Here is a 23986-nt window from a genome sequence, read left to right as displayed (position 1 = left end):
GGGTCGTTGCGTCAGCAACCCGACAAGGCTACATGAACGCCCGTTAACCAGCGAAATCGATGTCCGGCGCGGTGCCACGCCGGTCCTTCCCAGGGGAAGCGAGGGCGTCTGCGCGCGGTGCGGCCTAGGGTGGTGCCCATGCCGACCGGACTCGCTACCCACGACAGGATCGCGGGGGGTGTGACGCGCAGCGCGGCCTTGGCCGCGGTGGTGGTGTTGCTGTGCGGGTTGACGCTGGCGCTGGCCTATCTGAACAAGGCACGCTGCGCGGGTGCGCCGTTCGGCGCGGACGGCCGCAGTGCGATTTTCGATGTGATCAAGGATTCGGATGTCTGCTATTCCGATATCCAATTCCTGTGGTTGGGTCGCGATATCGACCAGCACGTCTTTCCCTATATCGACGGCGGGATCACCGATGACGGCATGCTGACCGGCGGTGCGGTCGAATACCCGGTGCTCAGCGGCGTATTGATGTGGCTCGGTGCGGTCGGCGCCGATAATGACGCGGAATTCCTGCTGCACTCGGCATTGCTGCTGGCGCCGTTCGCGTTGCTGACCGCCTGGCTGTTGGTGCGGCTGGCCGGTCGGGCGGCGCTGTTGTGGGCGGCGGGGCCGCCGTTGGTGCTCTACGCGTTCCACAACTGGGAACTACCCGTGGTGTGCATGGCCGTCGCCGCGGTGTACGTGGTGACCGCGCTGACCAGATATTCGTTGCGTACCAGGGGAATTCTGGCCGCCGTACTGCTCGGCATCGGGTTCTGCCTCAAGCTGTATCCGGGTATTTTCGTACTGCCGCTGCTGGTCTATGTGCTGACGGGCGGCCCGCGCGATATGGATGGTCCGACGCGGTCCCGGCTGGATGTGCGCGGTGCGCTGATGACCGCGGGTGCCGCCATCGGCACGGTGGTGCTGGTGAATCTGCCTTTCGCCCTTGCCGGTTATGAGGGCTGGCGCGCATCGATCACCTTCCAGCAAATGCGGCAGGCCGATATCACCACGAATTCCATTTGGTACTGGGGACTTCGGCAGATGTTCGGTCAGGACGCCGATAGCGAGACCGCATTTCAGCATGCGGTGTCGATCGCCTCGCCGACGCTGGTGCTCATCTCGTTCGCGCTGGCCATGTGGTTGGGCTGGAAGCGATTCACACTGACCGGCACCTTCCCGTGGATCGGGGTGAGTGGCGCGATGCTGTGCGGATTCCTGCTGTTCCACAAGGTGCATTCGCCGCAGTACACGCTGTGGCTGGTGCCGTTCCTGGTGCTGCTCGCGGTGCCGTGGCCGGTGATCGGGGCCTATTTGGTCGCCGATGCGACCATCGGGATCGGGGTGTTCCGGTACTTCTATTCCATCGTTTCCGGCACCTCGGTGGATTTGATGGAGAACGTGGTGCAGTTCGGCGTGTGGGGGCGTGCCGTTCTCCTTGTGGTCTTCTTCTTCGTATTCGTGCGGGCGGTGCCGCGCGGAACCCGGCTCGCGCCGCCGCCGATACCGCGGTTGGAAACCGGCGGCCTGGTACCTGTGGCCTAGTACCGGATTCCACCCACGGGTGGTACTGCGCGCGCCACGATCCGCGCACCGTAGTGGCATGACCGCGGGCGGCCAGTCGACCTTCGCCGCCGAGGTCGGGCAGCGGCTCGTCGCCGCGCTCGCGGCGCACACCGTCGGGCCGCCGTCGCCGGGGCGCAGTGGTCCGGAAATCGGCCTCAGCGCCCGTGAACTCGAAGTGCTCACCTTGATGGCCAAGGGCCACAACAACTCCGAGATCGCCAAGGAGTTGTTCATCGGCATCAGCACCGTCAAGACCCATATCGGTTCGCTGTTCGCGAAGCTCCAGGTCCGCGACCGCGCCCAGGCCATCGCCTACGCGCACCGCATCGGCCTCGGCGGCTGAGCGGATCGGGTCAGTCGGCCTGCCGGGCGCGGAAGGCGGCACTTTTGGCGCGATTGCCGCAAATGGTCATATCGCACCAGCGCCGCGACTTTCCGCGTGAGGTGTCGAGGTACAGGCGGGTGCATTCGAGGCGCCCGCATTCCTTGAGCAGACCGCGTTCGGGGCCGCCGAGCATTTCGATGGCGGAGCGGGCGATCGCGGCAAGTGCCGCGTCCGGATCGCCGTGGCGGGCGATCGTCGCATCGGCGCGCAACGTGACCTGGGGGAGGACGCCACGGGCGAACTCGTTGACGGTCTCGCGGTCCGCATCGGCGAGCGGTTCGTCGCGGGCGGCGGCCAGCGCCAGACGGTAGCCCGCTTCGCGCAGACGCACGGCGCGGTCGAGTGTCGCCAGATCGCAATGGGGCGCGGTGTCGAGGAGGTCGGCGGCGAGCAGCCAGGTATCGAGATCCGCTGGTGTGGTGAGGAAGTCGTCGAAGGTCGTGGCACGGGCCTTGACCGTGCCGGCGAAATCCAAGGCGAGGTTACCGCTCACAAAGGCGAACACCCTCTCATAGTAACCACCTTGACAGGTTACGTGCAAAGGTGCGAGGTTAGTAACCTACCTAGATGGTTATCCGGCCTGTCATGGTCGATCGAGGAGTGCACGTGAAGACGCAGCTCTTGGACCCGTTGTTCCGAGCGACCGGCAAGCCATCGCTCGCGGCGGGTATGCAACCACTGTTCGTCGTGCTGTGGAGCAGCGCGTTCATCGCGGGAGTCGTCGGCGTCGGCGCCGCCCCGCCGATGATGGTGCTGTTCGCGCGGTTCGCCATCGCCGCGGTGCTACTCGCGGTGTACGCCACCGTGATTCGGGCCAGCTGGCCCGGCGGCGGCCAGGTCGAGCATGTCGTCATCGCCGGACTGCTGATGCAGATCGTGCAGTTCGGCGCCTTCTACACCGCGATGAGCCTGCACGTCTCGGCCGCGATCATCGCCCTGGTGCAGGGCCTCAATCCGGTGGTCATCGCCTTGCTGGCCGGATTCATCGGCGAAACCGTCACCGCGCGCCAGTGGTTCGGCTTCGGTATCGGCGGTATCGGCGTCGGGCTGGCCGTGCTCGATCAATCGAGCATGTCGCTGGTCGGTCTGCTGCTGTGCGTGGTCGGCTTGCTCGGCCTGAGTGTCGGCACGATCTACCAGAAGCGCTTCGTCCCGCAGGTCGATTCGCGCGCGGCGACCGCGATCCATATGGCCGCGAGCGCACCCGTCGCGGGCGTATTCGCATGGGCCACCGGACAGTTGCATATCTGGGATGCAACGCGCTTCGCGGAGTCGCTCACCTGGATGGTGCTGGTGAATTCGATGGTCGCATTCCTGCTGTTGAACGCGATGCTGAAGCGTTGGGAGGCAACGCGGGTCGGCCGCTTGTTCTTCGCGACCCCGGCGGTCACCGCGATCCTGGCCTGGCTGTTCATCGATCAGCCGCTGCGTCCCATGGCCGCCGCCGGACTCGGCGTCGGACTGATCGGCATGGTGTTCGCATCGCGCCGCCCCACACCCGTGGTCGCGCGACCCCAGCCGGTGCCCGTGCGGTGAATTACTTGCGGGCAAAAGAACAGCGGCAGCGGCCTTCAGGGCCGCTGCCGCTCGAGTTCTTCGGCTATCCGCCGGACTTTCAGCCGACCGGGGTGGGCTCTCGTTCACTTTCGATTTCGTCGGTGTCCTCGCGCCGGTTCTTGATGATGCTGGTGATGAACGCCGCGCCGATGAACGCCACGCCGACGAGACCGGTGAGGATGTCGTTGATGTGCACACCGATCGAGACGAACAGGATGATCGCCAGCGCACCGATCGCCCAGTGCGCACCGTGCTCCAGGAACACGTACTCCGACAGGGTGCCCTTGCGCACCAGGTACACCGTGATCGAGCGGACGAACATGGCGCCGATCAAACCGAGGCCGAGCGCGATGATGATCGGGTCGGAGGTGATGGCGAAGGCGCCGATGACACCGTCGAAGGAGAACGACGCGTCCAGCACCTCCAGGTACAGGAACAGGAAGAACGCGGCCTTGCCCGCGGCCTTGACCAGCTGCGACGGACCGCCGTCGGCCCCTTCTTCGAACTCTTCGGTGTGGAACAGCGAACCGAGCCCGTCGACCACGATGTAGGTGATCATGCCGAGCAGTCCGGCGACCAGCACGGTGGCGCGCTGCTCGTCGGTGGCGATGAACTCCGCGGTCAGCATCAATCCGGCGCTGGCGACCACCACCGAGAGCATGTCCAGCTTGCCGAGCTGGGCCAGCGGCTTCTCCAGCCAGGACAGCCAGGTGATCTCGCGCTCTTCGAAAATGAAGTTCAGGAACAGCAGCAGCAGGAACATGCCGCCGAATGCGGCGATCTGCGGATGCGCATCGGTCAGCAGCTTCTCATAGCTCGGGCTGCCGTCCGGAAATACCAGCGCGTCATCGGCGGGCGGGTTGAGTGCCAGGTCGAAGGCCTTCACCGGGTCCAGGCCCGCGGTGATCCACACGATCGCCAGCGGAAAGACCAGCCGCATACCGAATACCGCGATCACCACGCCGACGGTGAGGAAGATCTTCTGCCAGAACTCGTTCATGCGTTCCAGCACAGTGGCGTTGATGACGGCGTTGTCGAACGACAGCGAGACCTCGAGCACACCGAGGATCGCGGCCAGCGCCAGCGCGGTCGGCCCGCCGTAGAGGAACGCGACGATGAGCGATATCACCGTGACGCCGATGGACATCCCGAAAATTCGCAGAACCACGCGGAGACCCTTTCCGTGCGGCGGTCGAATCGTTGTCCGAGCGCGCCTTTAGCTGATGTAACCCGAGGGCCGTACAACCCGCGGTGGCCATGATGGTTCCAGCGTGGACGCCGAACCGTCGATTGTCCAACGGTGCGCTATGGCAAATCGTTCCGTGGACACGCGGACAGGGGGCTCGTTGCCGAGCCCCCTGTTGCTGCTGATGTCCTAGACGTTCACGCCATAGTCGCGGGCAATACCGGCCAGACCCGAGGCGTAGCCCTGCCCGATCGCGCGGAACTTCCACTCGGCACCATTGCGGTACAGCTCACCGAAGACCATGGCGGTCTCGGTCGAGGCATCCTCGGACAGGTCGTAGCGGGCCAGCTCGGTGCCGTTGGCCTGGTCGACCACGCGGATGTAGGCGTTGCGCACCTGGCCGAACGACTGCTGGCGGGTGTCCGCGTCGTAGATCGAGACCGGGAAGAAGATGCTCTCGATGGTCGGCGGCGTGTTGGCCAGGTCGACCTTGATGACCTCGTCATCGCCCTCGCCCTCACCGGTCAGGTTGTCGCCCGTGTGCTCGATGGTGCCCTCGGGCGACTTGAGGTTGTTGAAGAAGACGAAGTGCTTGTCGGACACAACCTTCTTGTCCGCACCGGTCGCGATCGCACTGGCATCCAGGTCGAAGTCGGTTCCGGTGGTCGTACGAATATCCCACCCGAGCCCGACGGAGACAGCGGTAAGGTTCGGCGCCGCTTTGGTCAGCGAGACATTGCCGCCCTTGGACAGACTGACACCCATTCGGGGTTCCCTTTCAATAGACGTCTGTGGTTCCCAGCATGTCCGAATCGCCGGGTACGCCATACGACAGTAGTAGGTTTCCCCGGACTTGCGTAGGAACTGAGCTAACCACGGCGAAGTGGTACACCGCCTAACATCGGGGCGTGACAGGCCGCAGGCGTGGATGGTTCCGGTCGTCCGGGAACACCGAATGGATTTCGCAAGCCCGGTCGACGCTGGCGGCCGCGTTTCTCGATATGGATCAGCGCCAGAGCGCCGCCGAGGCCGCGGTGCATGCCAGCGCGCAGGTGTTTCCGGAGCGGCGGATGAGCGCGCAATGGGAACCTGTGCGCAGCCGGTGTTATGACGCCGCGGGCGCATATCTGGCATTCACCGAGGAATTGGACAATGCCGAGCGCGACGGCACCGCAGTGCCGCAGGGTCAGATGCGGGTGGACACCCTGGTCCGGCAGTTGACCGATGCGGCCCGGGCAGTAGATGACCTCTATCGCGGCAACCAATCGCAACTCGAGCACGCGGTCGTGGTGCTCGGCACGGTGCCGCAATTCGCTCAGCAGGTGAAGGTCGCGGCGGCGGGTGTCCGCGGGCAGGCCGCCGAATCGGAATACGTCGACTACCCCTCGGTGCGGCAATGTGCGGCGGCGGTGGATGAGTCGCTGCTCACACTGGAGGCCCTCGGCTCCGAGGTACCGGCGGCGACCGTCCGCGAGGCCGCCGGCCGCCTGGAATCGGCGACGAAGGCGCTGGCAGAAGCATTGGCGCAGGCCCCATCCCGCACTGGCGCCGCGGCCAATGCGATCACCTCGGTCGGCACCAGAATCGCCGCCGTGCGCACCCGTGGCGAACGGTTGGCGCCGGCCTATTCGGAGCTGCTCCGCGAGTTCAATGCTGCGAGTTCGGCCGATCTGGCTAACAATGGGCAGGACAGTCAACGGGCCATCGATGCCGCCGACGCTGCCCTGGTCCGGGCACGTGCGGCGGCGGCCGAGAACAATCCGGAGTTTGCACTTGAGCTGACCACATCCGCACGGGGCTACCTCGCCGAGGCCGAACAGAAGGTCGACGCCGTCACCAAACGGCTGACGTTGCTGCGCGAGGTCCGTGCGAATCCGCAAGAAAAGGCCAAGGCCGTACGATTTCGGCTGCGGGACGCGCAAATGCTCGCGGTGAGCCGCGGGCTCGTCGGCGAATGGGGATCTGTGCTCGATGCACAGGTGGACCGAATCGATCGAATCACCGAAAACCTGTCGGGACGTCACCCCGACTACTGGGCCTATGTGGCCGAATTGGATGCCGTCGCGGAGTTCGTAGCCGGGGTAGTGGATCGAATGAGAAAACAAGCAGGACCACGACGAGAATGAGGCCAGGGGTATGCGGCCACCGCCACAAGGGATGAGGACAGCGCAACGATGACCGCGGGCATCGCCGTCCAGCAACAGATCTCCCTGCGAAAGCAATTGCCACTGCGCCATTTCCGGCAGCTGCACGGCCCGGAGGCGCGGCGCCTTTTCCATCGACAACCGGAACCGTTCGGCGATCACGCCGATCGGGAACTGTTGGCGATCGCACTCGGCGCCACCCTGTACGCACCGGCGACCCGGCCGGATCTCGCCGTGACCATCAGCAGACGGGCCGCGCGCGGGGTGTGCTCGATGGTCATCGATCTCGAGGACGCGGTCGCCGACCACGAGGTGGAGTTCGCCAAACAGCAGACCGTCGCGACGCTGAATCTGCTTGCGGGCAGCGATGATCCGAATCCGCTGCTGTTCGTCCGCGTGCGTGACGCGGACACCGTCTGCGAGATCGTCGAGCAGCTCGGCACCGGTGCGGCGGTATTGACCGGCTTCGTCTTCCCGAAGTTCGACAGTGCCAGCGGGCCGAAATATCTCGCGGCGCTCGAGGCGGCCGGGGAGCGGCTGAGCAGGCCGGTGTACGGCATGCCGGTACTCGAATCGGCGGCGCTGGTGCATCGCCAGACCCGGGATCAGGAGCTGACGCAGATCGCGGCGCTGCTCGCCGAGCACCGGGAGCGGATACTCGCGGTGCGTATCGGGGCCACGGATATGTGCTCGACCTTCGGCATTCGGCGCGATCGGGATCTGACGATCTACGACGTGCGGGTGGTCGCCGATGTCATCGCCGATATCGTGAATTATCTCGGCCGTTCGGACGGTTCGGGTTTCGTGATCACCGGGCCGGTCTGGGAGTACTTCGCCGACCATGAGCGGATGTTCCGGCCGCTGCTGCGGAGCGCGCCGTTCGAGGAGTCCGATGCGGTGCCGTTCCGGCGCTATCTGGTCAGCCGGGATCTGGACGGTCTACTACGTGAGATCACGTTGGACCGGGCCAACGGGATCCAGGGCAAGACGGTGATCCATCCGTCGCACGTGGCGGCGGTGCACGCGCTATCGGTGGTAACGCACGAAGAATATTCCGATGCGCTCGATATTCTGCAGGTCGACGTCGGCGGGGTGGCGGCATCGGGCTATCGGAACAAGATGAACGAAATGCGGCCGCATCGCAGCTGGGCGCGCCAGACGCTATTGCGGGCAAGGGTTTTCGGTGTCGCGAACAAGGGGGTCTCCTTCGTCGATCTGCTCACGGCGTTGGTGACCGAATGAGCACCGATGCCTGGGCGACCACGAATTTGGGAATCGAATTGCGGCACGAGCGTTCGCACGGCGCTGGTGCGTCGGTGGACGTGCTGCCCGCCGAACTGCCCATCGCGACACTGATCCAGCCCGGCCTGCGGCGCAACCCACGCCGCGCGCATCTGCTGGTGTCCACGGTGCTCGGCAAACATCTGCCGACCGATCCCCGCGTGGTACTCGGCGCAGGCAATCGACTCGGTGACCTGGTGCGTGACGCATTGGGTGCACGCGAGGCGGTGGTGCTCGGATTCGCCGAGACGGCAACGGGATTGGGGCATTGCGTGGCGGCCCGGATCGGGGCCGGATGCTATCTGCACTCGACCCGTCGCGAGGTGCCCGCCGCCACGACATTGACCGGATTCGAGGAGGGGCATTCGCACGCCACCTCGCATATGCTCCAGCCCGCGCCCGCCGATATCTTCGTCAACGATCTGCCGCTGGTGCTCGTCGACGACGAAATCTCCACCGGGGATACCGCCATCGACGCGGTGCGGGCACTGCACGCGTTCGCACCGCGTTCGCATTATGTGCTCGCGTCGCTGGTGGATATGCGGACCGCGGACGATCGGGCACGCTTCGAAGCGGCCGCCGCGGAATTGGGTGCGCGGATCGACACCGTATGCCTGGCTTCGGGGCGCACCCTGCTGCCCGATGGTCTGGTCGAGACGGTATCGGCGATGCCGGACCCGGTATTGAACCCGACCGCGGAGCACCGTGGTTCATTCGAGCAGCTCGAATTGCCCTGGCCCGCTTCGGTACCCGAGGGCGGCAGGCACGGAATTCTGCGCTCGGATGCCGATGCGTACGAGGCGGCGCTGGCGAAAGCGGCCGAGGTGCTGCGGGTTCGGCTCGCCGACGGTTTCGCCCAACGGCCCGTGATCGTGCTCGGGCACGAAGAGCTGATGTATCTGCCGCTGCGGCTGGCGGCCGAACTCGCCGACGCCGGGATCGCGACACGATTCCAGACGACCACGCGCTCGCCCGCGTATGTACTCGACGAACCCGGTTATCCACTGCGTCGCGGATTTCGGTTCATCGCTCCCGAACCCGGTGAGGAGCAACCGCGGTATCTGTACAACGCGCACTGGATCGAGGATGCGCTGTCCGAACTGGCGGCGTTCGGTGCGGATGTCGACGATCCGGTTCTGGTCGTCATCATCGACGCGCCAGCGGATACCGCCGAATTACGCGCTGAGGGCGGTCTGATCGATGTGCTGACCGCATCCGGCGCCGACGTCGTCCTGGCGGTACTGCCGGGTGCGGATCCGCGCATGCTGCACGCCGAGCGCAGCGATGCCGCGCCCACCGCCGCCGACGTATCCGAACCGAGAGTGCTGTGAGGTCGAACGCTGTGTCGGAATCGAATATCTCGCCCCCAACGACATTGCGGCCGCCGGTGCCGCTGCACGGCCCAGCCTTCGGATCGTATGCGGCCCACGAGGTTTCCTGGCTGCTGAAGGATCTGTCCGAGGTCGATCTGGAGGCCGATGTCGCCGAGCGCGAGCGCCGGATCCAGTCCGGTGCGGCGCATTACGCGGAATCGCTGCCGATCGAATATCAGCCGGACGCCGCGTATCGCTCGCTGTTCGACGAGGTGCTCGCCGACAGTGCCGAGCGGCTGGCACTCGCCGTCGCGACGGTATCGGAACTGGTGGTCGCCGAACGCGGCGAGGACATCGTGCTGGTGTCATTGGCCAGGGCCGGGACGCCGATCGGGATCCTGATGCGGCGCTGGCTGCGCGACGGGCGCGGGCCGGATCTGCCGAGCCTCGATGTGCCGCATTACGCGGTGTCGATCGTGCGCGATCGCGGCATCGATGCGGTGGCCTTGGACTACCTCGCGCGCCATTATGATCCGGCGTCGGTGGTATTCGTCGACGGCTGGACCGGCAAGGGCGCGATCACCCGTGAACTCACCGAAGCGCTCGATGCCTATCACGCCGCGGGCGGTGCGCGATTCAATGACGAACTCGCCGTACTCGCCGATCCGGGACATTGCGTGCGCACCTATGGCACCCGCGACGACTTCCTCATCGCCTCGGCCTGTCTGAATTCGACGGTGTCCGGACTGATTTCGCGTACCGTGCTGAACGACACCTTGATCGGCCCCGGCGAGTTCCACGGCGCGAAGTTCTACCGCGACCTGGCCGATGACGACGTATCCGGCCGCCTGCTCGACACGGTGAGCGCGGCCTTCGATGCCGTCCGCGATCGCGTGCCCGCCGAACTCGCCGCCGTGCTGGCTGGCGACCGCACGCCGACCTGGACCGGCTGGGCCTCGGTGGACCAGGTCCGCGAGGCGTACGGCGTGGCCAGTGTGAATTTCGTGAAACCCGGTGTCGGCGAGACGACTCGGGTGCTGCTGCGGCGGCTGCCGTGGCGGGTGCTGGTGCGCGAGGCGGACGCGCCCGAGCACGCACATATTCGACTGCTCGCCGCGGCTCGCGGTGTTCCGGTCGAGGTCGTACCCGACCTCGCCTATTCGTGCATGGGATTGATCAAGGACGTACAGCAATAATGCAGCTACGAAGGCTACGAAGGCAGGCTCTGATCGCTACCGATCTGGACCGGACGATGATCTACTCGCGCAATGCTTTCCATGCCGCGACCGATGTGCCGACGGTCTGTGTGGAACATCTGGAGGGCGCGCCACTGTCGTTCATGACGACCACCGCCGCCCTGCGGATGCAAACCCTGACCGAACCCGCCGCCGTCATCCCGACGACCACTCGGACCATCAAGCAATTCGAGCGGATCCGACTACCCGGCGCCCCGTGGCGGTACGCGATCACCAGCAACGGCGGCAATATTCTGGTCGACGGCATACCGGATATGCGCTGGCGCATCGATATCGACGCGCAGGTGCGGGCCAGCGGCGCGACGCTGTCGGAGGTGAATACCGAACTGCGTGCGCGCATCGACGACTCCTGGGTCACCAAATTCCGTGTCGCCGACCATTTGTTCACCTATCTGGTGGTGAAGCCGAAGGAGGTGCCGGAGGGCTTCCTGGCCGAATGGGACGCGTGGTGTCGCCCGCGCGGCTGGTCCGCCTCCCAGCAGGGCCGCAAGATCTACACCATGCCCATGGCCGTCTGCAAGAGCCACGCGGTCCGCGAGGTCCGCCGCCGCCTGCTCGACAATGGCGAACTCACCGATGCGGCCATGACGCTCGCCGCGGGCGACGGCGCGCTCGACGCCGAAATGCTGCGCACCGCCGATTCGGCCATTCGCCCCCGCCACGGCGAACTCGAACAACTCAACTGGACCCATCCCAACCTCACCATTACCCGCGCGTCGGGAATTTTGGCGGGCGAGGAGATCATCAACTGGTTCATCAAGGCCGCGCCGGGATCCGCCGAATAGGACTTGCCTTGTCACCGGCGGCAACCTTTAGCGTTGCCGTGATGGTTCGAAGGAGGTCGAATGAAGTTCGGAATCAGCTACAGCACACCGTATTACGGCACCGATCCGGATCGCCTCATGGCCTTCGCCCAGCATGCCGAGGCGTGCGGATTCGAGTCGATCTATCTGCCCGACCACATCGCGCTGTATCCGGGTGCGCAGGTCGGCGCCATGGAAATGCCGTCCACGCTGCCATTTCCCGATCCGCTCGACTGTCTGAGTTTTGTCGCGGCCGCGACCCAGCGCATTCTGCTCGGCACCGGGGTGCTGCTACTGCCGTACCGGCATCCGGTGGTGCTGGCGAAACGGCTGGCGACCATCGATCTGCTGTCCAAGGGGCGCATGCGGCTGCTGACCGTTGGACTCGGGACGCTGCCGAGCGAGGCGCAGGCGCTGGGGGTGGACTTCGCCAGCCGCGGGCGGCGCGCGGATGAGGCGATCGATGTGCTGCGGCTGCTGTGGTCCGGCGGTGCGGACGGGGTCAGCTATCACGGCGAGTTCTTTTCCTTCGACAACCTGTGCGTCTACCCGAAACCGCATGAGACACAGCAGCTGCCGATCCATATCGGTGGCTCCAGTCGCGCCGCGGCCCGCCGGGTCGGCCGTCGCGGCGACGGCTATTTCCCGGGTGGCATGCTGATGCCCGCCGAACGTGCCGCTCAGCTGGATCTCGCCCGTGCCACGGCGGTCGAGGCGGGACGGGATCCGTAGCACTGGGCCGCATCGGCCAGGTTCCTCCAGGCGACGTAGTCGGGGTCCTGATCGATCAATTCCCAGTTGGCTTCCAGCGCATCGAAGAAGCGGTGCGGCCGCCGGGCGGTTCGCCGATGTAGATGAGCAGATCATCACCGGCGCGCTGGTAGGCATCGAGTGCGCCGGAGGCCATGTGGTTCTACCAACCCGGTGGCAAGCAGAGCAGCAGGACGTCGGCGGCATCGGCAATGTCGCGGTAGGCATTGGCGTCTCGGAGTTCCTCGATCGGATGCCGGATAGTGGCGTAGAAACTGCCCGACGCGATCCGGTTCCGGGCGATGTCCGCCTCAGCGGTTGCGGGTGCGGTTGAGCCAGGCGAGGGCGTCGCGGAGGGTGGGGGAGTGGTCGATGCCGGGAGGCGGGGCGTAGTCGCGATCTTCTGACGTGGATGCCGGGTCGGTCGCGGGCTGATGCGGCCGGGGTTCGTCCTGCTCGAGGCGGGTGCGGTTCGGGCGCGGGTAGGCGGGATCGGTCGGGAAAGGCAGGTTCGGGGTGCGGGATTGCGGCCGGGTGGATTGGGTCTGCGGCAGAAAGCGGTCGAGTATCGAGCCGCCGCGGGGGGCGGCGGAGGTGTTTTTGTCGGGGGCGAAGGGGACGCCGGTCGACAGGGCGCGCAGGCCCAGTGTCAGCATCTCGCCGAACATGCCGATGCCGATGGACAGGGTGGTGGGGCGGGCAGCGTGGTGCATGCCCATCGCGGTGCCGAGGGTGCTGATGCCGAAGCCGGCGGCCATCGAAATGACCCATACGACAACGGTCCAGCGGGTGTAGCGCTGCCAGAGGTGGCCGTCGCGGGTGAAGATGGTGATCGTGGTTCCGCGCATCGCACCGAAGGCCAGGCCGACGATGCCGCCGATGACCAGCCAGGTGATGTCGGTGCCGCTGAGGTCGGCAACCTTGGTGAGGCCGTAGCCGCCGATCGCCACCAGGATGACCGGCGGCCCGAAGGTGTCGCGGGCGTTCATCGGTTCGCCGGAGAACCGCTTCACCACCACCGCGATGACCGCGACGATCGCGATCACGAGTCCGATGCTCATGAGTGCCTCCCAACACGATGTCTGCTGTTGGGAAAGTTACTGAGCGCGCCGTGTGCCGCGAGTCCGCCGAAGGGAGGACTACGAGGATGATCCGCAGGTCATCCGGTTCAGTGGTGCTGCTGCTGAGCGCCCAACTGCTGGGTGATGACGCCGTGTAGCCGCTGTAGGCCGCCGACGGTCATACCGCTCTGGAGTTGGCCCTCGATGGTGCGCACCAGCGCCGAATCGCTGAGGATCTTCTCGCTGGACTGGATGAGAACCGTTCCGGCGCCGGTGAAGTCGAACTGGCGCTCCTCACCGGAATTCACGCCGAACCGGGCGGCACCGGCGGCCAGGAAGTTGGAGACCCAGCGCTGGTCGTAGTGATGGCTGGGGGAAGGGCAATCCGCCCAGCCGACAAGGGCTTCCGGGTCGACGCGCAGCGGCGGTTCGGCGAACATGACCGGGCCATTGGACGAGGCCAGGAACTTGCCGGTGCCGATGAGGGTGAGGAAGCCGGGGACGATCGACTGGTTCAGCGATAGGCCGGGTTCGAAGGCCAGCAGGTTGGCGGCGCGAATGGTGAGGTTGCCGTTGTCCTCGAGGTCATAGGAATTGATGTCGTAGCCGCGGTCGCCGATGATCAGCTTGCCGTGGCCCTCGGCGATCACATAGTCGCCGGTGAACAGCGGTGCCGAGAACTGCTGGGAGACCATGTGCAGCAGTCCGCCCTGCAGCCCGTGGGTGAGCATCTGGAACCGCATATCGCCGTAGTAGGCGATCATCGCCCCCTTGCGCATGAACCAGGGCTTGTTCAGGTCGATGCAGTAGGCGTAGCTGTTGCCCGGAATATTGTCGCTTTCAACGAGATTCAGCGGATTCAAAATATCGGTCATGTCTCACAACTTCTCTTCCGAGGCCTGCACATAGACCACACCCTGTCCGACGCAATGCAATTGCATGGCCTCCCCGGAACCACGGCCGACCGCATCGCGCCAGCTCAGCGCCGTCTTCAACTCGGTCTGCACATTGCCGTAGGCGGCGACGAAGGCCTGTGGATCCACCACGATGGGATTCGGCCCGCCCACCGGAAGTTCCAGGAATCCGCCGTGTGCCAGCAAGACCGCCGCACCCTGTCCGGACAGCTGCGTAGTGAACATGCCCTGACCGGTCAGCGCGCCGCTCGCGGCCCCGCGCAACGCGCCCATCAGCCCGCCGCCACCGCCGCCGCCCGAACTCATGACGGACACAATCGAACTCTGCAGCGCGGCGGTATTGGCCAGCAGCCGCGAGGCCTCCACGCGCAGCACCGCACCCGGCTGCATCTGCACCACGTGCACTTCCAGCCCGGCGAAGCCGTAGTGCACCTGGCCATTGCCGGTCGCCAGCATGGTGCGTTCGTGCTCACCGGCCATCATCCGGCCCGCCATCCGCATGATGCCGCCACCGCCCATGCCCGGGGCCATGCCCGGAATCTGGTGCGGCGCAAAGGAAATACCGCCGGTGTAGAACAGCATCGCGCCATTGCGCGCGACCACACCGCCCGCCATGCCGACATCGACCTTGACGACCTTGCCGTTGACCTTCTCGAACATCGCAGGCCCCCTTACCGTTCCGCGGGCTGGATCAGTACCAAGCCCTGACCGTCGAAGCGCAATGAGAACGCCTCCCCGGCATCCTGGCCGACGAAGGTGCGCCACGAAACATCGGTCACGAATGACTGATTGAGGTTGCCGCGGCAGGCGACGAAGGCATCCGGATCTACGATCAGCGGATATTGCGGTGAAACCTCCAGGTGGATCAGCGGCCCACCGGCCGAGAGCAGTGCCACCTGCCCCTGTCCGGTCACCGTGGTGGTGAACAGGCCGGCACCCGACGACGCGCCGCGCAGACCGGCGAAACGTACGTCGGTGCGCAGGTTTCCGGCGAAGCAGAGCAGCTGCTGCGATTCCACCTGCAGCGTCTCGTTGTTCAGATTCACCACGGTGACGTGCTGACCGTTCACCGCGAAGAAGACCCGGCCATTGCCGCCGCATTCCATCAACGACAGTTTCTCGCCGGTGGCACGTCGCTTGAGTCCGGCGAGTACGCCGTCGCCACCGCCGAAACCGGCCGACTTGAACTGCACGTTTCCTTCATAGGCGACCATCGAGCCGGAAATCGCGCGGATACTCGTTCCGTCGAGGTGTGCCTCGATCACCTTTTTCGACTGCTCGAACAGTTGCGCCATGGGGGAGTTTGCCTGCCGTCTCGTTCGGGAACATGGTCTTGATCGCCCATATTCCAACTGCGTTTCGTCACCCTAACCGATCTCCGGGCAACGATCCGGGCCATAGCGGCGGTTACTTCGGATCGCGTTCGGCACGTTTCTCGTAGAGTGGCACCGTACGCACCGACAAGCGAAGGGTCGAACTTGTCCGCAACACTCGCCAAGGGTCAGAATGGCCCGCTGGTCGCCAATGATGTGGTGATCTCCGTTCAGCTGACCGCACCAGCGGACCTGTCCGCACTGCTGGTCACCGAGGCGGGGAAGGTCCGCTCCGACGCGGACTTCGTCTTCTTCAACCAGCCCAGTGGCCCAGGGGTGAATCTGCAGCCCGCACCGGCCGGGCAGCCCGCGTCCTTGGCGGTGGCGCTGAATGCGGTGCCAGCGGATATCGCGCAGATCCGCGCTGTCATCACCCTCGATGACGCGACCAGCAATTTCGGCCGCTTCGCCGCGCCGACCGCGGTCGTCTCGGATTCGGCGGGTAATCAGTTGTACGAGTACCGCATCGACGGTTTGAACACCGAGTCGATCGTGATCGCGCTCGAGCTGTACCGGCGGCAGAGTGAATGGAAGGTGCGCGCGGTCGGCCAGGGCTATGCGGGGGGTTTCGCGGCGCTGGTCACCGATCACGGTGTGACCGTTGACGAATCTCCGGCCGCGACGCAGGTTCCGCCGCCGCCGACCTACCAGCCCGCGCAGCCCACTCAGGGCTACCAGCAGCCGGCCCCACCCGCGTATCCGACGCAGCAGCAGCCGCAGTACCCGCCGACGCAGACCTACCCGCAGGGCGCACCCGGCTACCCGCCGCCGCCCGGTGCGGGCTACCCGCCGCCGCCCGGACCCAGTGGTTACTCGCCGCCGCCCGGCCAGCCCGCCCCCAGCCAGGGCTATCCGCCGCCCGCTCAGCCCGCGGCCCAGCAGCCGCCGCCCGCCGAGGTCAGCCTGAGCAAGGACCGTCCGGTCAGCCTGGTCAAGGGGCAGCGGGTCACCCTGCGCAAGGAGGGTGGCGCCGCGCTGACCTTCGTGAAGATGGGTCTCGGCTGGGATCCGGTGCGTAACCGCGGCATGTTCGGCAATCGGACCGTCGATGTCGATCTCGACGCGTCGGTCGTGATGTTCGCCGATATGAACGTGGTGGATGTCGCCTACTACGGTCAGCTCACCTCCAAGGACGGCTCGATCCGGCACCAGGGCGATAACCTCACCGGTGAGGGCGAGGGCGACGACGAGGTGATCCTGGTCGACCTGACCCGCATCCCGGCCCATGTCAGCTCGCTGCTGTTCATTGTGACCTCCTATAAGGGCCACACCTTCGAGCAGATCCAGAATGCGTTCTGCCGCTTGGTCGATGGCTCCAACAATGCCGAGCTGGCCAGGTACACCCTCGCCGGTGGCATGCCGTTCACCGCGATGGCGATGGCCAAGGTCTTCCGGGTCGGCGGTGACTGGAAGATGCAGGCCCTCGGCGAGGGTTTCCAGGCCAAACACCCGGGCGAAGCGGTTCCGCAGCTGGGCCGGTTCCTCGGGAATTGATCGATAGGCGCAGCCACTGCGCTCGAACAAACCAGAACACGAAATAACGGGGCGGACAACGTGATTCAGCTGAAGGCCGGTCAGAATACAGTGCTGACCGGCGATATCGTTCGATTCAGCGCGAAAGCCGGGGCTGCCCTGGATGTTTCCGCGCTCGTGGTGGCGCAGAACCTGCGGGTCCTCGATACCGGCGATTTCGTGTTCTACAACCAGACCGAGGCGGCGGGGGTGACGCTGTCCGAGGACGGCGTCACCATCCGGCTCGCCGAGGTGCGCGCCGACGCGCAGGCGGTACTGCTGGTGGTCAGCGCCGATCCGGCCGCACCGGCAGCGCCGGGTGGACTCGGTGCGGTCACTGCCACACTCGCCGTGGATGACATCGCGACAGCGGAATTCGCGATCAATCCGTCCGCGGGGGAGACCGCGCTGATCTGTCTGGAGGTGTACCGGCGCGGGACCGACTGGAAGCTGCGCGCGGTCGGTCAGGGCTATGCGGGTGGACTGGCCGTGCTGCTCACCGCGCACGGCGTCGAGGTGGACGAACCGGCGACGCCGCAGTCCGGCCAACCGGGGCAGCGCAGTGCGGCCGGTCTGCGCGATGCCGAACCGGTCAGCGCTCCGGGACGGGCCAGCGGTCAGGACACCATCAGCGGTCCCGGCTCCGACGACTCCCGCGCGGGCGGTCCGGCGCCGCTCGAGGTGGCGCACGGACTCGAACGGCTGTGGATGATCTTCGAGGATGCCGCGCGTTCGGCCGCGGCGCTCATCTCGTCGCGGGATTACGCGATGCAGCGGTTGGATCAGGAACTGTCCGCGGCGGTTTCGGATCCGGCCACCAGGAACACCTCGGCCGCCGAGGATGCGCGCCAGTCCGCACAGCGCCGCTGTGACGATCTGATCGCCACCGCCGAGAGCAACCACCTGCGCGATAGCGAACAGCTCATGCGCGAACTCGCCGATGCCGACCGGCAGCTGCCGCCGTCGCTGGCCACCTGGGATTCACCCGCTTGGGACCGCCCGCCGACACCGAGCGACGGCATCCGACTCGGCGAGCTCTACGCGATCGAACGTGGGCCGCTGCGCATTCCGTACTGCGTGCCGGTGCCGCTGACCCGCCCGCTGTGGATCGATACCGAAACCACGGCCGCGGCGACCCCGATCGTCGGCGCAGTGCTGGCCCGGCTGCTCGCGGCCGATCCCGGTCGGCGCACCCTGGTCGACATGATCGATCTGACCGGCGCGTTCGCTCAGCTCGTCGGTCCGCTGACCCCGGTGCTGAACGGCCCGCCGATCACCGATTTCGGTGAGATCTCGGCGCGGCTGCAAGCCCTGGTCGACGCCGCCGAATTGGCCGAATTGGCCTATTCCAGTGGAAATTTCACTCCGCCGACCGAACACCGGGTGCTGCTCGCCGCCGACTTCCCGCACGGCTACCAGGCCTCGGACGCGCAGCGCATCGCCGTACTGCTGATGCGCGGCGATCTGATCGGGCTGTCCACCGTGATCGTCGGCACCGACGAATCCGATTCCAGTGACGGCACCTTGGCCATGCTGTCGCAGTCCTGCCGCCATCTGCCGACAATGGACGGCACCCCGCTGTTCGATCCGTGGACCGGCAGCGCGTGGCAGCTGGATCTGGACCTGTTGCCGAGGGAACCGGCCAGGCAGGCGCGCTTCCTGCGCACCAGTTAGCGGGCTTTTCCAGCGCGTTCGCTAGCGCAGGGCCGCCACCCGCGGACGCAGCGCCTCGGGCAGCCAGGGCAGCAGCGGGTCCGGAGCGCGGTCGACGATGCCGCCGATCGGATCGTCGACGAAATCGCGCCGGACCAGATCCTCTTCCGGCCGGTAGATCTGCCGGATGATCAACGCGCACAACCCGAGTACCGCGAGATCGCGCAGCACCACGGTGCCGGTGAACCACTGCTCGGGCAGGCCCTTGCGGTCCAGGCCGAGGTAGTAGAACATGCGCGGCACCCAGACCAGCGCGTCGATGGTCATCCATGCCAGCAGAATGCGGCGATGCGGCAGCGCGAGCACGGCCAGCGGCACCAGCCACAGCGAATACTGCGGGCTCCACACCTTATTGGTGAGCAGGAATGCGGCAACCACCAGGAAGCACAGCTGGGCCAGGCGCGGACGGCGCGGGGCGGTGAGCGCGATATAGGCGATCACCGCACAGGCGAGGACGAATACCAGCAGCGAAACCAGGTTCAGGACGGTCGGCTGATCGGCGTGGCCGATCTGGCCGTCGAATCCGTCCCAGCCGGTGAACGAGGTGATGACGTTGTAGATGGAGTCCGGATCGGCGTGTCGAGTGGTGTTGAGCCGGAAGAATTCTCGCCAGCCGTTCGGATACAGCAGCAGGATCGGCAGATTCACCACCAGCCAGGTGCTGGCCGCCGACGCGATGGTGAGCGTGGCCGCGCCGAGCGGGCGGGCGCTGAGAAACCGCAGGCGGTACGGGGTTTCGCGGAGCCAGGTCAGCGCGGTGTGCCATCCGGTGATATCGCTCGGGCGCAGGCCCAGGCGTGCGCTCGGCACCCGCTGTAGTGGGTCGGCGCGTAGGCACAGCACCAGGATCGGTCCGAGCAGCAGCAGCGGATATAGCTTGGCCGCGCCGCCGAGCCCGAGCAGCAGACCCGCAAGTACCGGTCGGCGGCGCGCCCAGGCGAGCAGGCCGGTGGCGGCGAAAGCCGTTGCCAGTGCGTCGAAGTTGGTGAAGATGTGCACGATCACCAGCGGTGAGCAGGCGATCAGCGCGGCATCCCAGATCCGCCGCCCCGCGAGTTGCGCAGAGGCCCATATGGTGACCAGCCAGGCCATGGCCAGGCCGACCGCGACCACATTGAAGTAGATGACCACCTGCAACGCACCGGGCAGCGGTGACGCGTCCCAGGTCTTGGCGACCTGCATCGCCGCGTACTGATAGAGCCCGGACAGCACCGGATACTCCATGTACCTGGTTTCCCGGCCGCCGTCCGGGGTCGATTCGGTCCACTGCTTCTTGTACGGGAACGCGCCCTCGTTCAAGCGTTCCGCGCCGTAGAGCGGCACCGTATCCGAGTAGCACATGGCCACGTACTGGCGGCCGTTGTTCCAGTCCAGGGTGAGCGAACCGTCAGAGGCGGTCGTCTGCTGAATGCAGCCCGCCTTACTCGCCCAGCCGAGCGCGAGGAAGACCAGCGCGAAGGCGAGCAATACCCGCATCGGGGTCCAGAACCGGACCCGGCCGATGAGCGCGTGGTCACCGACCGGACCGCCGATGACGGTGCTGAGCTGCGTGGTCAGGGAATCGTTTCGGCTGGGGCGATCCCGGCCATCACACGATCGCAGATCGGGTGCGAGCGGCGCGGGCGCGATGTAGTGCGTCGCGCCGCGCGCCCGCTCCGGGACATCGGGGTTCTGCGCGGCGGCGGAATGCGTTGTACCGGACTGCATCCCATTGGGCTGCGGCGCGCTTCCGTTCGTCCGCTCGTCCACGAGATGCGGTTCGGTCACGGCACCCGAGGCTACCGGGTGCGCGTCGGTTGGTTGCCGTTGCCGTTGCCGTTTCCATTGCCGGCGCCGCCGGGTGGGGGTGACCCGGTGGTCGTCGACAGCGAGCCATCGGAGTTCACCGTCGGCTGCCCGGGTAGCGGCGTCGATTCCGGCTGCTGCTGTTGCTGCGGCTGGCGCTGCTGCGTCTGCGGCTGCACGCCCGGAATCTGGATCGGCCCGAACGGGGTGTCGATGGTGTTCGGAACGATCTGGATCGGCGGCAGCAGCGGTGCCTCGGTGGTCGAGGGCGGGGTGAACGGCGCGGACCACTCGGGCACACCGGCCTGGCCCTTGATGGGCGCGGGCTTCGGAAAGGTCTGATTGGGCGTGCCCTGCAGGGCGCCGTCCATGGTGGCCTTCCAGATATCCGAGGGCAGGCCGGAACCGTAGACCATGCCGCCGCTGTAGTTGCGCAGCGCCGAGTTATCGATGGAGCCGACCCACACTGCCGTGGACAGCGACGGGGTGTAGCCGACCATCCAGGCGTCCTTGTTCTCGCCGGTGTCGCCGAGCTGGGCGGTACCGGTCTTGGTCGCCGATTCGCGCCCGTTGGCCAGGTTGTGATTGCGCGACCAGGCGGCGATCGGCTTCATCGCGGCGGTCACGTTGTCCGCCACCGCTTCCGAGACGCGACGTTCGCCGGCCACGTCACCGCGGTCGAGCAGCACCTGCCCATCGGCGGTCACCACCTTCGTGACGAAGTGCGGTGCGTGGTAGATACCGGAGGCGGCCAAAGTCGCGTAGGCGGAGGCCATATCCAGAACCCTGGCCTGGTACTGGCCGAGCACGATGCCGTTGTTCGGCGGGGAACCGTCCGGCTCGACGAGGGACTTGCCGACGCCGGGGATGGTCTCCGGGATGCCGAGCTTGTGCGCCATATCGGCGATCTTCGCCGGACCGTTCTGCATATCCAGCTCCATGCGATAGAAGCTGGTGTTCAGCGAGCGCTTCAGCGCCTCGGCGATGGTGCAGGTACCGCACTGCTCGCCTTCCACGTTGGTGATCTTGATGCCGTTCACGGTGATCGGCGAGCTGTCGTACATCTCCGACAGCGGCTTGCCCAGCTCCAGGTTCTCCGCGAGACCGAAGACCTTGAACGAGGAGCCCGGCTGCAGACCGGCATTGGCGAAGTCGTAGCCCTGACCGTCGTCACCGCCGTAGTATGCGCGCACCGCACCGGTCTTCGGATCCACCGACACCACCGCGGCGCGCAGCTTGTCCGGCTCGCCCTGCATCTTCTTCTGCGCGGCGTCGACGGCGGCCTGCTGCGCCTTCGGATCGATCGTCGTGGTGATCGACAGGCCAGCGGTATTGAGCTGCTGCTCGCTGATGCCCGCGGCCGACAGCTCCTTGAGCACCTGGGTCTTGATCAAGCCCTCGGGGCCGGCGTCCAGGCCCTTGTCCTTGGTGGTGGCCACCGGGACCACCTGCGGGAACTGCTGGGCCTGGCGCTCCTCGGCCTTCAGATTGCCGCCGGAGACCATGCCGTCGAGCACATAGTTCCAGCGGGTCTTCGCGCCTTCGGGATTCTTCTCCGGATCCAGGCCGGAGGGCTGCTGGATGGTTGCGGCGAGCACGGCGCCCTCGGCGATGGTCAGATCCTGGACCGGCTTGCCGAAGTAGGCCTTGGCCGCGGCATCGATGCCGTACGCACCGCGACCGAAGTAGATGGTGTTGAGGTAGGCGGCGAGGATTTCGTCCTTGCTCCATTGGCGCGCCATCTTCGCCGAGATGACCAGCTCGTGCAGCTTGCGGGTCAGCGAGTGTTCGTCACCGACCAGCGCGTTCTTCACGTACTGCTGGGTAATGGTCGAGCCACCGCCCGCGCTCTCCTTGTTGAGGGCCTGGTCCCTGGCGGCGCGCACGAAGCCGGAGACCGAGAAGCCCGGGTTGGTGTAGAAGTCCCGGTCCTCGGCCGCGATCACGGCATTGCGCACATGCGGCGGAATCTGATCGATGGTCACATCGGTGCGGTTGCCCTCGGGCGGTACGACCTTGCTGATCACCGAGGTGCCATCGCTGGCGAGGATGGTCGCGACCTGGTTGGTTTTGAGGTCGCCCGGCTGCGGTACCGAAACCGTCGAATAGGCGATCAGGAAGACCACGCTCGGCAGCACGATCGACAGGGCTAGCAGCACATAGATCACCCGGCGCACGATTCGCCACGGCGACTTCTTCTTCTCACCGGGGCGACGCCCGCCCGGTCCGCCGGAGCCGCCATCGGCGCCGTTGCGACGCGGCGGTGGTCCCGACGGCGGTGCGCCAGCGGTCACGCGGCGCTCACCGGTGGTGCTACCCGAGCCATTGGTGCGGCGCGCGCCGGGGCGGTCCTGGCCGGGACGCGGAGTGGCGGGACGGGGACCGGTGGGCGGGGCCGACCGCCGATTGCGTTCGGCGACGGCATCGGTCAGCGAACCGGGGCGCCCGTCCTGCGGACGCTCGATCTTCTGCGTGGACTGTGCGCCCGGAGGTGCGTTATTGGGCAGCGGGCGACCCTGCGGTGGGCGACCCTGCGGGGGCGGACCGGGGCGCCGGGGCGGCTGTGGTCCGCGTGGCTCGCCATAGCCGCCCTGCGGCGGCTGGCCGCCCTGCGGCGGCTGGCCGCCCTGCGGCGGGCGTGGGCCCGGGCCACCGGGTCCACGCCCGGGTGGGGGACCGGGCGGGCGCTGGCCGGGGTACGGGTTCGGAGGAGGTGAACTTCGCTGAGTGCGGCCGCCGTGCGGTTCATCGCCGTAGGGGGAAGTCTCGTAGGGCGAATTCACTGACAAGATCTCCATAACTCGTATCGGTCTGCGGGGAGCGGTGCGGCGATCGTCGCCGCGGCGGACACGTCGAGGCTCCGCGTGTCACCCGGCGGGCAGATGACCTGGCACATCATTCGGCTGCGGTGCGCCGGTTGGCCCTGGTGCCCGAGCGCCGTCGCGTCGGCGACGGAGCGGTACCGAGCACATAGGACTGCACCAGATGATTCCAGCTGCAGCTCCGACATACCTCGACGACATGGACCGAGAACTCCTCGCGAGTCTCCGCGAGGCGTATCAGTTCCTCTGGTGTGCGAGCCGAACCCGCCATCGGGCCGAGGCCGTCGCCGTAGACCCAGGATACGAGCGTCAATTGCTCTTTCCGGCAGATAGGGCATGTGACCTCGCTCCCCCGACCGTGGAACTTCGCCGCACGCAAAAGATAGGGATTCGCATCACAAACCTCGGCGACATCGACACGGCCCGCATAGACGTCAGCCAGCAGCGACCGACGCCGGAGGGCGTAGTCGACCACCTGCCGCTGAATTCGCACGAGAACCAGAGTAGCGGTGCCGGACGCGGGCCGCGCTGGCCCGTGCTGGATCGACCGACCGGTATCAGTGGCCGAACTGGGACAATC

The 23986-nt window shown here is 66.4% G+C and carries 21 protein-coding genes; 11 read left to right on the top strand and 10 right to left on the bottom strand.

Going from position 1 to position 23986, the window contains the following annotated elements:
- Positions 1-138: 138 nt before the first annotated feature.
- On the top strand, positions 139-1530 hold the full coding sequence (locus tag ACQP2D_RS42740) for a glycosyltransferase family 87 protein (RefSeq protein ID WP_433681560.1): 1392 nt from the start codon (positions 139-141) through the stop codon (positions 1528-1530).
- A 58-nt stretch (positions 1531-1588) separates the two neighbouring features.
- A complete protein-coding gene (locus tag ACQP2D_RS42735) occupies positions 1589-1894 on the top strand; it encodes a response regulator transcription factor (RefSeq protein ID WP_433681559.1) in 306 nt (101 codons plus the stop codon).
- 10 nt (positions 1895-1904) lie between these two features.
- Here ACQP2D_RS42735 and ACQP2D_RS42730 read toward each other — a convergent pair whose 3' ends face one another.
- Positions 1905-2441: a CGNR zinc finger domain-containing protein gene (locus ACQP2D_RS42730; RefSeq protein WP_433681558.1), complete on the bottom strand. Its 537-nt coding sequence runs from the start codon at positions 2439-2441 to the stop codon at positions 1905-1907.
- A gap of 101 nt (positions 2442-2542) precedes the next feature.
- On the opposite strand from ACQP2D_RS42730, the gene ACQP2D_RS42725 reads away from it, so the two are divergent.
- A complete protein-coding gene (locus tag ACQP2D_RS42725; protein ID WP_433681557.1) occupies positions 2543-3472 on the top strand; it encodes a DMT family transporter in 930 nt (309 codons plus the stop codon).
- 79 nt (positions 3473-3551) lie between these two features.
- Here ACQP2D_RS42725 and ACQP2D_RS42720 read toward each other — a convergent pair whose 3' ends face one another.
- Both ACQP2D_RS42720 and ACQP2D_RS42715 read right to left on the bottom strand, forming a co-directional pair.
- On the bottom strand, positions 3552-4661 hold the full coding sequence (locus tag ACQP2D_RS42720) for a DUF475 domain-containing protein (protein ID WP_433681556.1): 1110 nt from the start codon (positions 4659-4661) through the stop codon (positions 3552-3554).
- 207 nt (positions 4662-4868) lie between these two features.
- Complete coding sequence (locus ACQP2D_RS42715) at positions 4869-5444, bottom strand: TerD family protein (protein ID WP_433681555.1); 576 nt, start codon at positions 5442-5444, stop codon at positions 4869-4871.
- 143 nt (positions 5445-5587) lie between these two features.
- Between ACQP2D_RS42715 and ACQP2D_RS42710 the strand changes: the two genes are divergently transcribed.
- From ACQP2D_RS42710 to ACQP2D_RS42685, 6 genes are read left to right on the top strand one after another with little or no spacing between them, the layout of a single operon-like run.
- Positions 5588-6805, top strand: a complete 1218-nt coding sequence (locus tag ACQP2D_RS42710) for a hypothetical protein (protein WP_433681554.1) — start codon at positions 5588-5590, stop codon at positions 6803-6805.
- Positions 6806-6853: 48 nt separating this feature from the next.
- Positions 6854-8065, top strand: coding sequence for an HpcH/HpaI aldolase/citrate lyase family protein (locus ACQP2D_RS42705; RefSeq protein WP_433681553.1), 1212 nt, complete (start codon positions 6854-6856; stop codon positions 8063-8065).
- Positions 8062-9435, top strand: a complete 1374-nt coding sequence (locus tag ACQP2D_RS42700) for a phosphoribosyltransferase family protein (protein ID WP_433681552.1) — start codon at positions 8062-8064, stop codon at positions 9433-9435. Before ACQP2D_RS42705 ends, ACQP2D_RS42700 begins: the two co-directional genes overlap by 4 nt.
- An 11-nt stretch (positions 9436-9446) precedes the next feature.
- Positions 9447-10613: a cysteine protease StiP family protein gene (locus tag ACQP2D_RS42695; protein WP_433681551.1), complete on the top strand. Its 1167-nt coding sequence runs from the start codon at positions 9447-9449 to the stop codon at positions 10611-10613.
- Between the two features lie 56 nt (positions 10614-10669).
- Positions 10670-11458 carry an HAD family hydrolase gene (locus tag ACQP2D_RS42690; protein WP_433681550.1) on the top strand — a complete coding sequence of 263 codons (789 nt, stop codon included), beginning with the start codon at positions 10670-10672 and terminating at the stop codon, positions 11456-11458.
- A gap of 60 nt (positions 11459-11518) precedes the next feature.
- Positions 11519-12208, top strand: coding sequence for a TIGR03619 family F420-dependent LLM class oxidoreductase (locus ACQP2D_RS42685; protein WP_433681549.1), 690 nt, complete (start codon positions 11519-11521; stop codon positions 12206-12208).
- A 329-nt stretch (positions 12209-12537) separates the two neighbouring features.
- Here ACQP2D_RS42685 and ACQP2D_RS42680 read toward each other — a convergent pair whose 3' ends face one another.
- The 4 genes from ACQP2D_RS42680 to ACQP2D_RS42665 all read right to left on the bottom strand — a co-directional run bounded on the left by ACQP2D_RS42680 (position 12538) and on the right by ACQP2D_RS42665 (position 15496).
- The gene (locus ACQP2D_RS42680) at positions 12538-13287 is read right to left on the bottom strand and encodes a hypothetical protein (RefSeq protein ID WP_433681548.1); all 750 of its coding nucleotides are present in this window, start codon (positions 13285-13287) and stop codon (positions 12538-12540) included.
- A 107-nt stretch (positions 13288-13394) separates the two neighbouring features.
- The gene (locus tag ACQP2D_RS42675) at positions 13395-14162 is read right to left on the bottom strand and encodes an AIM24 family protein (RefSeq protein ID WP_433681547.1); all 768 of its coding nucleotides are present in this window, start codon (positions 14160-14162) and stop codon (positions 13395-13397) included.
- 3 nt (positions 14163-14165) lie between these two features.
- Positions 14166-14861, bottom strand: a complete 696-nt coding sequence (locus ACQP2D_RS42670) for an AIM24 family protein (protein ID WP_433681546.1) — start codon at positions 14859-14861, stop codon at positions 14166-14168.
- An 11-nt stretch (positions 14862-14872) separates the two neighbouring features.
- Entirely contained in the window at positions 14873-15496 is a 624-nt protein-coding gene (locus tag ACQP2D_RS42665) for an AIM24 family protein (RefSeq protein WP_433681545.1), read from the bottom strand.
- A 183-nt stretch (positions 15497-15679) separates the two neighbouring features.
- On the opposite strand from ACQP2D_RS42665, the gene ACQP2D_RS42660 reads away from it, so the two are divergent.
- Both ACQP2D_RS42660 and ACQP2D_RS42655 read left to right on the top strand, forming a co-directional pair.
- Entirely contained in the window at positions 15680-17068 is a 1389-nt protein-coding gene (locus tag ACQP2D_RS42660; RefSeq protein ID WP_433681544.1) for a TerD family protein, read from the top strand.
- Between the two features lie 60 nt (positions 17069-17128).
- Positions 17129-18760, top strand: coding sequence for a TerD family protein (locus ACQP2D_RS42655; protein ID WP_433681543.1), 1632 nt, complete (start codon positions 17129-17131; stop codon positions 18758-18760).
- 21 nt (positions 18761-18781) lie between these two features.
- On the opposite strand, the gene ACQP2D_RS42650 is transcribed toward ACQP2D_RS42655, so the two are convergent.
- From ACQP2D_RS42650 to ACQP2D_RS42640, 3 genes are all read right to left on the bottom strand, one after another.
- Positions 18782-20506 carry a glycosyltransferase family 87 protein gene (locus ACQP2D_RS42650; RefSeq protein ID WP_433685943.1) on the bottom strand — a complete coding sequence of 575 codons (1725 nt, stop codon included), beginning with the start codon at positions 20504-20506 and terminating at the stop codon, positions 18782-18784.
- A gap of 71 nt (positions 20507-20577) precedes the next feature.
- A complete protein-coding gene (locus tag ACQP2D_RS42645) occupies positions 20578-22878 on the bottom strand; it encodes a transglycosylase domain-containing protein (RefSeq protein ID WP_433685942.1) in 2301 nt (766 codons plus the stop codon).
- 601 nt (positions 22879-23479) lie between these two features.
- Positions 23480-23899, bottom strand: a complete 420-nt coding sequence (locus ACQP2D_RS42640; protein WP_364389888.1) for a DUF5318 domain-containing protein — start codon at positions 23897-23899, stop codon at positions 23480-23482.
- Positions 23900-23986: the final 87 nt, after the last annotated feature.

It is taken from the genome of Nocardia sp. CA-119907 (genome assembly GCF_050955995.1).
In the GTDB taxonomy this organism is placed as follows: Bacteria; Actinomycetota; Actinomycetes; order Mycobacteriales; family Mycobacteriaceae; genus Nocardia.
Note: the sequence above shows the minus strand (reverse complement) of the source record. Positions and strands in the feature narration are given on the sequence as shown.